This window comes from Campylobacter sp. RM9328, from assembly GCF_012978615.1.
This window is the reverse complement of record NZ_LIWF01000021.1, coordinates 1-15,201: the sequence shown is the minus strand read 5'-3', so window position 1 is coordinate 15,201 and position 15,201 is coordinate 1. Positions and strand designations below refer to the sequence as shown.

The 15,201-nt window shown below is 35.4% G+C and carries 14 protein-coding genes; 5 read left to right on the top strand and 9 right to left on the bottom strand.

Annotation, left to right across the window (positions count from 1 at the left end; translation table 11 throughout):
* Window positions 1-350 precede the first annotated feature (350 nt).
* Genes der through CCAL9328_RS10045 form a run of 5 tightly spaced genes read left to right on the top strand, consistent with a single transcriptional unit; the run spans window position 351 to window position 6,908 of the window.
* A complete protein-coding gene (gene der, locus CCAL9328_RS10065; RefSeq protein ID WP_096015634.1) occupies window positions 351-1,736 on the top strand; it encodes a ribosome biogenesis GTPase Der in 1,386 nt (461 codons plus the stop codon).
* The gene (locus CCAL9328_RS10060) at window positions 1,720-2,256 is read left to right on the top strand and encodes a shikimate kinase (protein ID WP_170000568.1); all 537 of its coding nucleotides are present in this window, start codon (window positions 1,720-1,722) and stop codon (window positions 2,254-2,256) included. Before der ends, CCAL9328_RS10060 begins: the two co-directional genes overlap by 17 nt.
* 3 nt (window positions 2,257-2,259) lie before the next feature.
* Window positions 2,260-3,228 (top strand): tryptophan--tRNA ligase, encoded by a 969-nt coding sequence (gene trpS / locus CCAL9328_RS10055; RefSeq protein WP_170000567.1) that lies wholly within the window; start codon window positions 2,260-2,262, stop codon window positions 3,226-3,228.
* Window positions 3,229-3,237: 9 nt separating this feature from the next.
* Window positions 3,238-4,482, top strand: a complete 1,245-nt coding sequence (serS, locus tag CCAL9328_RS10050) for a serine--tRNA ligase (RefSeq protein WP_096017852.1) — start codon at window positions 3,238-3,240, stop codon at window positions 4,480-4,482.
* 14 nt (window positions 4,483-4,496) lie between these two features.
* Window positions 4,497-6,908: a tetratricopeptide repeat protein gene (locus CCAL9328_RS10045; RefSeq protein WP_349304203.1), complete on the top strand. Its 2,412-nt coding sequence runs from the start codon at window positions 4,497-4,499 to the stop codon at window positions 6,906-6,908.
* Here CCAL9328_RS10045 and CCAL9328_RS10040 read toward each other — a convergent pair whose 3' ends face one another.
* The 9 genes from CCAL9328_RS10040 to CCAL9328_RS10005 form a co-directional block, all read right to left on the bottom strand.
* Window positions 6,909-8,123: a glutamate-5-semialdehyde dehydrogenase gene (locus CCAL9328_RS10040; protein ID WP_170000566.1), complete on the bottom strand. Its 1,215-nt coding sequence runs from the start codon at window positions 8,121-8,123 to the stop codon at window positions 6,909-6,911.
* A gap of 51 nt (window positions 8,124-8,174) precedes the next feature.
* The gene (locus CCAL9328_RS10035) at window positions 8,175-8,945 is read right to left on the bottom strand and encodes a TIGR02757 family protein (protein ID WP_170000565.1); all 771 of its coding nucleotides are present in this window, start codon (window positions 8,943-8,945) and stop codon (window positions 8,175-8,177) included.
* Window positions 8,945-10,801 carry a flagellar hook-associated protein FlgK gene (gene flgK, locus CCAL9328_RS10030; RefSeq protein ID WP_096023969.1) on the bottom strand — a complete coding sequence of 619 codons (1,857 nt, stop codon included), beginning with the start codon at window positions 10,799-10,801 and terminating at the stop codon, window positions 8,945-8,947. The genes CCAL9328_RS10035 and flgK overlap by 1 nt, the downstream gene beginning before the upstream one ends.
* A 1-nt stretch (window position 10,802) precedes the next feature.
* Window positions 10,803-11,249 (bottom strand): flagellar export chaperone FlgN, encoded by a 447-nt coding sequence (gene flgN, locus CCAL9328_RS10025; protein WP_170000564.1) that lies wholly within the window; start codon window positions 11,247-11,249, stop codon window positions 10,803-10,805.
* Between the two features lie 39 nt (window positions 11,250-11,288).
* Window positions 11,289-11,492 carry a flagellar biosynthesis anti-sigma factor FlgM gene (locus tag CCAL9328_RS10020; protein WP_096013532.1) on the bottom strand — a complete coding sequence of 68 codons (204 nt, stop codon included), beginning with the start codon at window positions 11,490-11,492 and terminating at the stop codon, window positions 11,289-11,291.
* 55 nt (window positions 11,493-11,547) lie between these two features.
* Window positions 11,548-11,841, bottom strand: coding sequence for a rod-binding protein (locus tag CCAL9328_RS10015; protein WP_096013533.1), 294 nt, complete (start codon window positions 11,839-11,841; stop codon window positions 11,548-11,550).
* The gene (locus CCAL9328_RS10010; RefSeq protein ID WP_170000563.1) at window positions 11,841-12,890 is read right to left on the bottom strand and encodes a flagellar basal body P-ring protein FlgI; all 1,050 of its coding nucleotides are present in this window, start codon (window positions 12,888-12,890) and stop codon (window positions 11,841-11,843) included. The genes CCAL9328_RS10015 and CCAL9328_RS10010 overlap by 1 nt, the downstream gene beginning before the upstream one ends.
* Before the next feature lie 139 nt (window positions 12,891-13,029).
* Window positions 13,030-13,155 (bottom strand): hypothetical protein, encoded by a 126-nt coding sequence (locus tag CCAL9328_RS11215; RefSeq protein WP_283240783.1) that lies wholly within the window; start codon window positions 13,153-13,155, stop codon window positions 13,030-13,032.
* Between the two features lie 704 nt (window positions 13,156-13,859).
* Window positions 13,860-15,201: flagellin B (locus tag CCAL9328_RS10005; protein WP_170000562.1), on the bottom strand; the 1,342-nt coding region annotated here is incomplete at its 5' end.

Genomic DNA, 15,201 nt, shown 5'->3' with positions numbered 1-15,201 from the left:
TCATCTGGGATATTATCTATATTTTAATAGCTAGTTTAAAGTCGCCATTAGCGTTTAGTATGGCTCTGTTTACTATCTATCTTATACTATTTGAGAAAATTTAAAATATTAAAGAAATTTATTTTCTTTTTTAAGGGTGAGAAGAGAGTGTTTTGGTAGCTAAGTAGAGTGATAAATAAACGATACAAATGATAGTAATACAATAGCTCTATTTTTTAATACTTCAAATTTTCACACAGGTTTATATCATTTGACTTAAAATATACAATTTGATCTTTTGGGAATTTAATTTTATTAATACTTAATACGCTTTTAGATATAATGAGCCCCAATAATCCCTAAGGAAATTTATGAAAGAAGTGATACTAGTAGGCCGACCAAATGTTGGTAAAAGCTCGCTTTTTAACCGCTTAGCTAGGCAAAGAATTGCTATAACTAGCGAAGTTAGCGGCACTACAAGAGATACAAATAAGACTGAAATTCAAATAGATGATAAGAGCTGTATTTTGATAGATAGCGGTGGGATAGATGAGAGTAATGAGCTATTTATCAATGTCAAAAATAACACGCTAAACGCCGCAAAATACGCCGATATCATAATCTTTATGGTAGATGGCAAGATGCTTCCTGATGATGTGGATAAAAGGCTATTTTACTCTTTATTAAAATTAAATAAGCCAATTGCGCTTGTGGTAAATAAAGTCGATAGCAAAAAAGATGAAGAGCGTAGCTGGGAATTTAATGAATTTGGTGCTAGCGTAGTCTTTAATCTCTCTGTAAGCCACGCTACTGGAGTTGATGAGCTTTGCGAGTGGATCTATAAGCAGTTGCCAAAATCAAATTTAAAAGCTGATAGCGATGAATTTGATGAGTTTTTAGATGATTTTAATGATAGTGGCGAGTTGGATTTAGATAATAAAGCTATAGATTATGAGAATAAAAATATCAAAGTCGGTATCGTAGGGCGTGTAAATGTAGGTAAATCAAGCCTATTAAACGCACTTGTCAATGATAATCGCTCCGTAGTAAGCAGTATCGCTGGGACGACTATTGATCCTGTTAATGAGAGTTTTGTTTATGATGGTAGGGTTTTTGAGTTTGTTGATACGGCTGGGATTAGAAAGCGTGGCAAGATAGAAGGGATAGAAAAATATGCCCTAAATCGCACTCAAAAGATTCTTGAAGTAGCTGATATTGCCTTGCTTGTGCTTGATGCAAGTGAGCCATTTACTGAACTTGATGAGAGAATCGCTGGACTAGTGGGTAAATTTGAGCTTGGTGTTATCATTGTGTTAAATAAATGGGATAAGGAGCATGGTGAGTTTGATAAAGTGGCGTTTGAGATTAGAGATAGATTTAAATTTTTAGCTTATGCGCCTATTATAAGCGTATCTGCCCTTGGCAAAAAGCGAATTCATAAGCTCTATCCGCTCATAAAAGAGGTATATCAAAACTACACTCAAAGGATCAAAACTTCAGAGCTAAACGCACTTATAGAAGAGGCTGTAAAGATCCATCCTATACCAAGAGATCATGGTAAGGTTGTAAAGATTTTCTATGCGGCTCAATTTGGTTTTGCCCCACCTAAAATAGCCTTAGTGATGAATAAGCCTAGATCTTTACACTTTAGCTATAAGCGATATTTGTTAAATAAGCTTAGGGATAAATTTAATCTTAGCGGGACTCCAGTGATTTTAATACCAAAAAATAAGGGAAAAAATGAGACAGACATATAAAAATATAATTTTAATTGGATTTATGGGCGTTGGCAAGGGTAGCGTAGCTAGAGTTTTAGCTCGTAAAATGAGAGTTTTTGCCATTGATTGTGATGACTTGATAGAGAGTTTTGCTAATAAAAAGATTATTAAAATTTTTGAAGAAGATGGTGAGGCTGAGTTTAGAAAGATAGAGAAAAATTTAGCCAAATTTTTAGAAAAATCTGTAAATGGTGCTGTGATATCTACTGGTGGCGGGTTTTATAAGGTTAAAAATTTAAACAAAATAGGCACGGTAATCTACCTAAAATCAAGTTTTGATAAGATAATGGAGCGTATCTTAAACTCACCAAACGCAGAGAAAAAAATAGCCAAAAGACCGCTTTTAAGCGATCTAGCTAAGGCTAAGGCTTTACATAAAGAAAGAGATGAAGCATATACCAAAAAGGCTGATTTAATCATAAATGTGGAGGATAAAACTCCTGAACAAATAGCTACAAAAATTATAAAATTGCTAAATAAAAAGTATCTAAAAGGATAAAATTTGAGAATTCTAACAGGACTTCAGCCCTCTGGCAAACTTCATCTAGGCAACTACTTTGCTAGTATCAAGCCGATGATAGATAGACAAAATAGTAGTGATAATGAGATGTTTATATTTGTAGCTAATTATCATGCGATGACATCTTTAAGCAATGCTAAATCACTCAAGGCCAACACCATAGAAGCAGCAGCGGCCTTTTTGTCTCTTGGGATAGATCCTAATCGCTCTACATTTTGGGTTCAAAGCGATGTTAAGGATGTTTTAGAGCTTTATTGGGTTTTATCACAGCTTACGCCGATGGGGCTAGTGGAGAGAGCTCACGCCTATAAAGACAAGGTAGCCAAAGGCTTAGAGGCAAATCACGGATTATTTAGCTATCCGATATTGATGGCGGCCGATATCTTGCTATTTAATGCTGATATAGTCCCAGTAGGAAAAGATCAAATTCAACATGTAGAGATAGCAAGGGATTTAGCGCTTAAATTCAATCACACTTATAAAGAGATATTCTCTCTACCTAAAGCCGAAGTAGCTCAAAATGTAGCCACGATACCAGGGACTGATGGGGCTAAAATGAGTAAAAGCTACAAAAATACAATTGATATATTTAGCGATGCTAAGACGCTTAAAAAGCAGTGTGGCTCTATCGTTACTGATAGCACTCCACTTGAAGAGCCAAAAGATTGGCAAAATTGTAATATCTATGCTATTGCTAAGCTATTTTTAAATGAAAATGAGCTAGGGAATTTACAAGATAGATATGCCAAAGGTGGCGAAGGATATGGGCATTTTAAGGCCTATTTAAATGAGTTGGTATGGAACTATTTCGCACCTGCTAGGGATAAATTTGATTACTATATGAATAACCAAAATGAGGTTATAGAGATATTAAAAGAAGGGGCTAAAAAAGCTCAAAAAACTTCAGATGAAATCATAGCCAAAGTTAGAGATGTTGTGGGAATTTATTAAGGAAAAAATATGATAAATTTAAGATTAATCGAGACAAATTATGATGAATTAAATGCCAAATTAAAAGCCAAAAAAGTAGATGATGGGGTGCTAGCTAAGCTTTTAGAAGCTTACAATAACCTTAAATCCAAAAGGCTTGAGCTAGAAAATATCCAAGCCATACAAAACGCAAAAAGCAAGGAACTTGGCATAAAAGCTAAAAATAAAGAGGATATAAGCGAGTTAAAATCAGAGCTAGATGCTAACAAAAAAGAGCTTCAATCACTCTTAGGCATAGTAAGTGAGCTAGAATTAAATTTAGAAAAAATAGCCAAAAGTGTGCCAAATATCATTGATGATGATGTTCCATTAGGTAAGGATGAAGATGATAATGTCTGTATATTAAGCGTCTTAAGTCCTAGGGAATTTGACTTTAAGCCAAAAGAGCATCATGAGCTAGGCGAAGCGCTTGGTTGGCTAGATTTTGCTACTGGGGCTAAGATATCAGGGAGTAGATTTACAATTCTTAGGGGTGATGGGGCTAGGCTATCAAAGGCGCTTGTGAATTTCATGATTGATTTTAATATGAGCCGTGGATTTGAGCTTGTTAATGTGCCGTTTTTGGTGAGTTCTAATACCCTTTATGGCACAGGCCAACTACCTAAATTCGCCGATGATCTATATAAGGTAGATGGAGAGGATCTATATCTTATCCCTACTAGTGAGGTACCAGTAACTAATATCTATAATGATGAGATTATCCCTGCTGAAAAATTGCCTATTAAGATGACTTGCTACTCATCTTGCTTTAGACAAGAGGCCGGAAGTGCGGGTCGTGATACTAGGGGGATGATAAGACAGCATCAATTTGAAAAAGTAGAGCTAGTAGCAATCACTAAAGCTGATAGTAGTGAAGCTATGCTAGATGAGATGGTAAGTTGTGCTAGCGATATGCTAAGTGCTCTTGGTTTGCCACACCGTCATATGATGTTGTGTAGCGGTGATTTGGGTTTTAGTGCGGCTAAGACAATTGATTTAGAAGTTTGGCTACCAGGTCAGGGTAAATATAGAGAGATTAGCTCTATTTCAAATACTCGTGATTTTCAAGCTAGACGAGCCAAAATCAGATATAAAGATGATAAGAAAAATATCTTAGCACATACGCTAAATGGCTCTAGCCTAGCAGTTGGTAGGACGCTAATTGCTATAATGGAAAATTATCAAAATAGCGATGGCACAATAACCATTCCAGAAGTTTTGAAAAAATATTTTTAAAATAGGAATTTAAAGTGGCTGATGAGTTAAAAGAGCAACAAGAGGTAGTAATACTAGATAAAGAGAGCGATTCTAATGATGATATTTCATCTATTGATGATGATATTGTCCCTATAGATTCTCAAAGTGATAATTTGGCATCTGTAAATTCTGATGGAAATTCAAATTCCGCTCAAAAAGAGAAGTTAGAAGAGCCTGAAGAGATAAATTATGGGTCTAAATTTAAATTTGATAAAAAGCTTATAATAATCGCTATTTCATCTTTTGTTTTGTTAATTATCCTTATCATCATAGCCATTTCTAGCTCTTCTGATGATCCAACACCTACCCAGCCTATCACACAAGAAGAGCCAAAACCTATTGTACCACCGACAATAACGCAAAAATTTCAAAATTCTAAAATAGATAGCATGCTAATCAAAGCCAACAAATTATACGAAAGTGGCAACAAAGTAGAAGCTCTAAAATTATACGAAAATATCGCCCTTTATAATGAATCTTTATCAAAATATAATCTAGGCGTATCTAAGATGAATCAAGGGCTATTTCAAGAGGCGATTGAGACTTTTAAAGATGCCATTAGCAATAACGAAAATATCACAGTAAGCGCTATCAATATCGCTGTGTGTGCTTTAGAGATTGGCGATGAAGAGCTATTTAAATACTATATAGATTTAGCAAATGCCTTTATAAATAGAGATAGTGATGTGAATTTATATGAGTTTTATAACGCATTAGTTAGCTACTATCGTGGCTATTATATTGAGGCTTTACACACACTAGACCTATCAGATTCTAAATACTACACCAGCCAAAAAGAGTATCTAAGATCTAAAATTCTAAGCTACCTACACGAAGATAAAGAGGCTATTAAGGCTATTAAAGCTGCGCAAGATTATGATACTAATCTACCGCTTGGGCTTTTATACGCAAGACTTGGCGAGTATAAAGAGGCAAAACAATATCTAAATAAAGCCCTAATAGATGAGAAAAACGCCCCATTAACTCATCTATCCATATCTCTTATAGATCTTAAAACTGGTCAATTCTCATCAGCAGCCAAAACCCTAAAAATGCTAAATGACTATAATTCTACTTTTGTCAAAGATACATACCCTATAAAAACTATATTAAATCCAGAGATTTTTGATATAAATTTAGCCCAAAAAAACTACAATATGAATAGATTTTTTAGCCAAAATACACTATATCAAATTCTATTTTATTTCACTCCATATAAGGCATTTGACCCTAAACAGACAATAGAGTATATCAGAAAGGGCGGATTAAGCCTATTTGTAGATGAAAATAGCGTAGCTGATGAGTATCTAAAGACTAGTGGAGCAGTATCCAAAGCCAACGCAATGCTATCTCAAGCCATATTCAAAGCACTTAATAATAATTTAAGAGAGGCTAATAGCGACTTTTTGGAGATTGTAGAGCTATACCCAAACCACTCAATTGTCCAATTCAATCTAGCTCTTACCTTTGCTCAGCTTGGCGATTTCGCTCTAGCTTATAAACATTTTGTGACTAGCTACCATCTAGATCCGCTAAATTACATAGCTGGAGCTTACGCTATAATGAGCGCTCAAATGATAGGCAAAGAGAGTAGGCGGCTTACAAATGAGGTATTAGATAATATAGATTTAGACCCAAATTTAGAACCAAATAATATCTATAAAGCGATGATTCAGCTCACTCAAAGCAATGAGAGCGCACTAGATAACTGGCTAGATCAAAACAAAAATGATAATATCTTAAATATCGCATTTAACATAATCGCAGCCTACATAACCAAAAGAGATGAGATAATCACCCAAGCCACAAGCAAACTTAATGAGAAATTACCAAATGATGTATTAACCAATATAATATACTCAACAACTAGATTTAATACCAACGATATCAAAAACTACGCCAAAGATATACAATTTAAATTCCTAACAACAAATCTAAATAAAGGCGCTTTATATGGTGGTGCATCTATCATACGAACAGAGTATATCAAGCTTTTACAAATCGCAGGATTATTAAATAAAGAGCGTGAGAATATCGTCGCAGATCTTAAAATTTCAACTCAAAATACTAAAGATATTCTATACACTCTAGCATACATAGATCTATTTACTAATCAATATGAAGAGGCCTATACCATCTATAATGAGCTGATAAATAATGAAAAAATCGATGACGCAAATACGCTATTTTTAGCTAGTGTCGCAAGCATTGGGGCTAATCACCCAGATAGTGCTATTGGTTATTTAGAACTTGCTAAACTCACCAATCCAACTTATAGCGAAGCTAGATTGGCTCTTGGGCTTTTATATCAAGAAGTTGGCAATATAGAAGCAGCTATAACGCAGTATAATGGACTAGGTGATAGCGGATATATTAGTGAGTTTTTTACATTTAAATTAGAGTAATTATCTAATTTGCCCATCACCTCTAATAATATATTTATAAGTTGTTAGCTCACTAACCCCCACAGGCCCACGAGCGTGCATTTTGCCAGTGCTGATACCGATCTCACCACCAAAGCCAAACTCCCCGCCATCGCTAAATCTAGTTGAGGCATTAGCATACACGCAAGCACTATCAACCAAGCTTAGAAATCTCTCACAGACGCTATAATCATCACTTACTATCGCTTCACTATGTCCACTACTATGCTCATCTATATGAGCTATGGCTTCATCAAATCCGCTAACGACTTTTAAATTTATCTCAAAATCCAAATACTCATTATAGTAGCTATCATCACTAGCTCTTTGGCAATCAATTATTTGGCTAGATTTTTCACAACCATGGATTATAACGCCAAATTTATCTAACTCACTTTTCAAAAGTGGCAAGAACTCACTAGAGAGCTCCTCATCTACTAGCACACTCTCAGCAGCATTACAGACTCCCGGGCGTGAGCATTTGGCATTTACACAGATATCTAGAGCTTTTTGGATATTTGCTGATTTATGGATATAGATATGGCAAACGCCCTTATCATGTTTTAATACAGGCACACTAGAATTTGAACTTACAAATTTCACAAGCCCCTCGCCTCCCCTAGGCACCACTAAATCCAGATATCTATCCATTCTAATAAAATCGATAATCTCATCTCTACTGATATCAAAATACTCCACACAACCGCCATACTCTTTTAAGCTATCTTTAATAATCTCCACAAGAGCTAAATTCGAATTTATAGCCTCTTTGCCACCTTTTAACGCACATCCATTAGAACTTTTAATAGCTAGAGCCACCACTTCAGCCGTTACATTTGGGCGAGATTCATATATGATAGCGATCACTCCAAGCGGAACGCTAATTTTTTCTATCTTTAAGCCACTTTGGGTTATCCAACCATCTTTAATCTTGCCTATTGGATCTTTTAATAACGCTATATCTCTTAAGCTTTTAGCCAAATTTATAATGCGTTTTTCATCTAATTTCAATCTATCTTGAAGTGCTGGGCTTAGATTTTTGGCATTTTGTAGATCTATAGCATTAGCTTTTATAATTTTATCTATATTTTGCTCTATTGCCTTAGCTATGTTTTCTATCAAATTTGATCTTTGACTTTGAGTTAATGTTTGTAACTTTTTTGTAGATTTTTTAAGATTTTTAAGTTTTGTCTCCATAGTTTTACCTAAATATTTTTTAGCCCTTATATTAGCAAGTTTTTATTAAATTTACCCTTTTATCCGCTCCAAAAACCCTTTTAAAGCACCACTTTGCCCAATGCGATATAGAGCAAAATCATACTTAATCGGATCATTAGGATCAAAAATCGCAAGATTATTACTAATTAGCTCTGCGGCCTTATAGTCATAGCTCTTTCTATCGCACAGACCGATTGCTTGAGCGACTTTGTGAGTGTGAGTATCAAGTGGCAAGATTAAATTTGATTTATCGATATTTTTAAAGACCCCAAGGTCAATATCGCTATCTCTTACCATCCATCTAAGCCACATATTATAGCGTTTATATGGGCTTTTTGGCTCATTATCAAAGACCTTACCAAAGAAAAACTCATACCCAGTGGATCGATAATTATTTAATTTATATAGCGATTTTATTAGCCCATTTATACCATAAATTATCTTGTTATCTCGCATATTTTTAGCGATTATCTCTTCTAAATTTAGCTCTCTAGCCCTAGATATAGTGATGAAAATTTGCGCTACATCAACACTATTTTGAAATCTATATAGCCAACTGTTTTTGGTTATATAATCATAAATTTTACTTTCATCTAAATTTAAAATATCAAATTCCAAACTATTTAAAAACTTCACAATAGCCTTGGCATTACCATAAGCAAAAAGAGCACAAATAAGCGTTATACCAATATTATCTTTAAATTTAGTAGCGACTTGAAGTGGATCAGCAGCACTATACAATCCATCAGCGGTATTTGCCCTAGATAGTTCATCATCTAAGGCAATTTTGAGCCTATTCATTACTGTTTAATACTCAAAAGCGAATTAAGCATCTGATCAACCGTGGTTATAATCTTAGCTGCGGCTCCATAGCTGCTTTGGAAGCGGATTAAATTTGATAACTCCTCATCCATATTTACCCCGCTAATGCTTTGATGCTCGGCATATACACTAGCATATAGAGATTGATTAGTTGAATTTAGTGCTATTACCGATTCAGTCCTACTAGCTATATCAGAAGTCAAATATCGATAATACCCAACTATACTCTCATTCTTCACGCTACCATCTTTATTGACAAAATCTATTTGCTTAGTTTGAAGTTGTATCATCTCATTTGCCATTGTGTTATCGCCATCGATTGGGGCTTTGTTTCCTTTGATTTTAGAGCTATCGGCTCTTAGGCTTTGCTCTACTTGCATATTTGCAGCCTTATCACCTTCAAAGAATTGACTCATACCAAACACACCGGCGAAATTTGTCCCATTATCCTCAATTGATATAGTATATTCCCCTATGGCTTGTTTAGGCAAAAATCCCAAATGCCCGGTGCCGTTTTTCTCATCATAAGTATATATCGCCTCAAAATAATCATCCAAATCATTATTTAAGTTATTATCGTTATTTCCATCTATATTTGAGTTAAACTGCGATACAATAGAATTACCCTGCCTTGTATCATCCATCGTAGTTGAAGCGTCTATATTTATAGTTTTTGTAGCGACTACTTGACCTGTGGCATTATACACATTTACAGTGAAGCTACCACTTTTTATATATGAGCTGTGATTTTGTAGTGGCGTCTCTGGTAGCATATTTTTGACATCCACACTTGTCATGGAATTTTGAGCTGATAGAGCGTAGATATTGTTTGTATTTACTATCATGGTAGTAGCAAAGGTATCTAAATTATTTCTAAAATCAGTGATAGTCCCATCGGTTAAATTCCCCTCACCATCAAGATTTCTACCACGCATATCTAGCATAGCGCCTACTTTGCCATTGGTGATTTTGCTACTCATCTCTACTCTAGTTTCATCATTTAACTCATAATAAATCGTAGCAAATCCATCTTTTGATCCTTGCGTATCTAGCTTTAGTGGGTGAAAATTTGTCCCTTCAACTATAGTTATACCATCGATACTAAGAGTATAATCCCTGCCTTGGTCAGTCATACTACCACCATATCTGCTATCAGATAGTATATCATTTTTAAATGTAGAGATATTCATTAAATTTGCCATTGTGGCTTCTAATTGATCACGCTTATCTCTTAAATCATTTGAATTCACCGTGCCACCTTTGGTCTCTGCGGCTTGAATTTGCTTATTTAAATCAGCGATTTGCTGACCTAAGCGGTTAAATTCATCCACTGCCAAAACTATATCTTCATTGATTTTTGAGTGAATGTTTTGTAATTGATAGGCTGTATCATTTATCCTATTTGTCAAAGTTGTAGTGATATTTAACAAATTTGCCTTTTGGCTTGACTCATACGAGTGAGAAGCAAAATCATTCCACGCTTGGTAGTAATTTTGGATATCATTTAACAAACCAGTATCTTGTAAATCCGGAAATCTTTGAGCAATCTCTTTTAAAATCTGCTCTTTATAAGCGGTGCTCTCTTTATTTGAAGCTGAATTTTTAAGCTTGGTGAAGGTAAATTCATCATGAATTCTAATAATAGTATCAACCTTAGTCCCAAGACCGATATCGCCAGGCGTGGAGTGCAACGGATTAGCAGCTGATTGGACGACTCTTTGGCGTGTGTAGTAATCACTATTTACATTGGTGATATTTTGACCTGTTACTTGAATTTGAATTTGAGCCGCATTTAGCCCACTTACTCCTGTATATAAAGAATCGAAAATTCCCATATCAAACCCTTAATTTAAGTAGTTTTTCAGCATCAGCTAGGCTAGAGCCTTTATCATCGCCATACGAGCTAGCGCCATTTTGCGCTCCTAACATCGCTTTAAGCAATGAGTCGTAAAATTCCTTTACTACTACTACGGATTTCGCATACTCTTTATTGACTTTTTGAAGTAACTCTAAAGAGCTTTTTAACTCACCTAGCTTATCTTTTATTTCATCTGATAAGATACTAGCAAGATCTGTTCCGCTATTTGCTTGTGCTAATTTGATTAACTCGCTATCTAATTGTGATTTTGTCTTTTCGAATTTGCGGACTAACTCATTTTTTTTCTTAGTGTGTTCATCTACACATGAGTGGTCAGCTTTTTGTATATTTTGTATATCTTGATTTGTGATTGAAATTAACTCATTAAGCTCTGATATCGCTTCATCTAAATATCGTTTTACCATAATTTTGCTCCTTTGATACCCCAAAGAAGCAAAACAAAACTACATTAAAGAATCAGCGATTTTTTCAGAAAGGGCGTTTATATCCACCTTATACTCTCCGCTTTTTATCTGTGCGGCTAACTCTTTTATTCTACTATTATTGCTACTTTGAGTTTGTGATATTTCTTGGTTTTTTTTATCTTCATTTTTTGGCGTTATTACATTGCTATTATAGATAGCGCCTGCTTTTATAGAACCTATCATTATAATTCCTTTTAGCTAATTTACTTAGGCTAAATCGGAAAAATTCAACTTTTATTTAGGCTCTCTCTTTTAAAAAATCATACAACATCTGCGAAAACCCAAATCCACCACTTAAAGACTTGCTAATCGCATCATTATACATAGAATTGTAAATTTTATCCCCTGGATCTTTTGGAAATAGCGGATTTTCATTTTTTAACGCAATATCTAAAACCTCCTTAACCAAAAACGCCTCAAAAGCATCAGTTTGCTCTCTTAGCGCTGCATCATCAACTGCTTTTTCTCTGCCTAAATTTTGGGTATTTGCCATATTATAGGCATTTAAAGCCATAGTATTATCTACTCTCATCATATTACCTCCACACCAGCGTGAATCGCTCCGGCGCGTTTTAAATTCTCAATAATTGCTATTATCTCTTTTGGCGTAGCACCAAGCTTATTTAAAGCCCTTGTAATATTAGCAACTGTTATATCTTTTTGATTGATTTTTATCATATTTGTATTTGTATTTATCGCTACATTTCCGATATCCACATCACCTGCTGCCATAGCTGCCGGATCATATCCACCATCATCAATCTGTATTGTGATAGCTCCATGAGAGATAATCACAGGCTCAACCTTGATATTAACCCCACTAACTACCGTTCCAGTTCTCTCATCTATAATCACCTTATCTTCAGATTTATAATCCATCTCAATCTCAAGCACGCTAGCCAAAAACTCAACCATACTAATCCTATCTGGCTTATTTAAGCTAATAGTCCTAGGATCTAAAGCCGTAGCCGAATTAGCGCCGAATTTCGCTATTATCGCATTTTGCATATCAATCGCAGTTTGAAAACTAGAATTTTTTAAACTTAAATTCGCATTTGGCTTATTATAGATATCATATACAACCTCTTTTTCTACCAAAGCCCCGCTCATTATAGTTGCAACCGTTGGATGATTACCGCCTTTTGCCGTAGAGCCACCAAGTGTCAAAGCCCCTTGCGCCAAAGCATAAATATCACCATCAACACCTTTTAACGCAGTTAGCAAAAGCGTCCCGCCAATTAAATTTTTCGCATCACCAATAGAGCTAACAGTTACATCCAAATTATCTCCTTGTCTAGCAAATGGCGGTAACTTGGCCGTTACCATCACAGCGGCGGTATTTTTGGATTTAATATCATTTGGATCTATTTTTACATTTACTGTTTGAAGCATATTTGATAGTGATTGAATGGTAAATTCGCTACTACTACCATCGCCTGTTCCATTTAACCCCACTACCAAACCATAACCGATTAGCTGGTTGTCACGCACACCTACAACACTAGCCAAATCTTTAATCGCCGCAGCCTTAGCCGCAACCGCTATCAAAAGCGATAAAAGCGTGATTTTTATAATCTTCATCACAAGCCCCTAATCTTAAGCATTTTATATTAATTTCCATAATTTAAGCAATTATTATTCCAAATATATCAATACCAAATTAACGCAAAAATTATGAATTTTGACAAAATTTTCGCAATAGCAAAATAGCCCTAAATACTTATTTAGCTGTCAAAAAGCGCTTTTTATTTTTACCTACTTTTAGCGCACGAACAAAGTCCGTGCTAAAGTAGCAAACTATTTTAACTCCGCACGGCAACAAGTCGCCGTTTGCGGCAAGCCCCATCGGCTTGACCCCGCACTAAAGCCCCACTTGCGTGGGGTACCTCCAATTATCCACCCCAAATCTTTTTTAGTAAATTTAAAATTTATTAAAAACTCAAAAGAGTTTTTAATAAAATTAGTTAAATCTGTGTTTAGCACAGCACCTTGAAAGGCTTTTACAAAATTTTCGCAATAGGCGCCATCTTGTAGATGAAACGACGGCGAAAATTTGGAATATTAAGAGGGAAGCCAAGGTGTTGCTATCTTTCGTAGCGTCGCAAACGATGATTTACATCGTTTTTGCTGTTACGCTACTCATCTGTCAAAAAAGCGCTTTTTATTTTTATCTACTTTTAACGCACGAACAAAGTCCATGCTAAAGTAGCAAACACTAAAGTCCCCATAAATGGGGTACCCCTTCCCACTTAAAAAAGAAAAGAAAAATTTAGATTTCTCTCATATTTCAAAAATTTAAATCCGCAAAAAAAGAAATATAAATTTAAAATTCAAATTTCTAAAAAATTTCGGGCAAAGAATTGGGGCGCCCCACGAAGTGGGGCTTTAGGTGGGATCAAGGGAATGGGTCATATTCCAAATTTTCGCCACAAAACAACCATTTAAGGTTATTTTGCTATTGCGAAAATTTTGTCGCAAAGACTAGCTTTGCTAGTCTGCGAAGTAAAGAAATAAAAAAATAATTTAAACCTGTGCGAAGCACAGATTAAATTATTGTAACAATCTTAATATATTTTGTTGGACGGCGTTAGCTTGGCTCATGGCGTAGCTACCACTTTGAGCTAGGATATTGAATTTAGAGAAATTCGCACTCTCACTAGCAAAATCCACATCTCTTATCTGACTTTCAGCTGATTTGACATTGACTTGGGTAACTGTGATGTTATTGATAGTTGCTACTAATTGATTTTGGACTGAACCTAGATCTGCTCTTAGTTTATCTAATGTTTTTCTAGCTGATTCAGCTACATCCACCATAGCTTGAGCACCACCATAGGTATTTACCCCACCGGCTTGAGCCGCTTGACCATAAGCACCAGAATACCCACCATCGAAAAATCCCATAGCCTTAGCGGTAGCAAAATCAATTGTTCCAGCATTCATATATTTTAAATTTACGCTTGATTGATTATAAGTTGCTGAAGCGATAGAAGCTACAGTTATAGCTGCTGCCGACATACCAGACACAACAGACATATTATTTAAACCAACTTTTATATCTCTAGCATCTTGACGAACAAATGTGATAGTTCCTAAATAAACCAAACCAGCACTATGCGCTGGACCGCCTAAGGATGCACCAACTTTGGCGCTAAACACGGTAGTTGCACCAGTAGAGAATGCTGCTATTCTTATAGCTCTACCATCTTTAGCAGCTAAGACTAGTCTTCCGTTATCCAAACTAGCTTCTACGCCTGTTTCATCTTTTTTAGCATTAATTGCTCCAATTAGAGCGTTATCACTATCATTAGCTTTTACAGTTACATTACCTATACTAACGCCATTAATGATTAAATCCCTTACGGTACCTGCAGCTACAACACCCAAAATTTGAGTATTATTTACATTTACCTTTACGCCAGTTTTATCGCTTACGCCATTCATCATTTCAGCTACAGCTTTGTAGCCATCTGATTTAAATGTCTCATTATCTATTTTTTGAAATTCATAACCGCCAGGGTAACCATCAATTCCGCTTAATTTAACTGCTACGCCTGATAGTGTTGAAATAGATGAAAATATCGCATTATTCGTAGTCTCAAACCTAGTATGCCCAATTGTATTTGAGTTTGTAGCACCGATACTTACTTTGGCTGTCTCATTGCTATAAGCACCTATTTGGAAGTTTTTATTAGAGAAGTTACCATTTAAGAGTTGTTGGCCATTAAAGCTTGTAGTAGTAGCTATCATATCTAGCTCTTCAAGAAGTCTTGAGATATCATTTTGAAGAGCTCTTCTAGAATCACTATTTTGACCATCTTGAGCTGCTTGGATAGCTTTGGTTTTAATAGTATCAAGAATTTTAATCTGTTCATCCATAGCTTTATCAGCA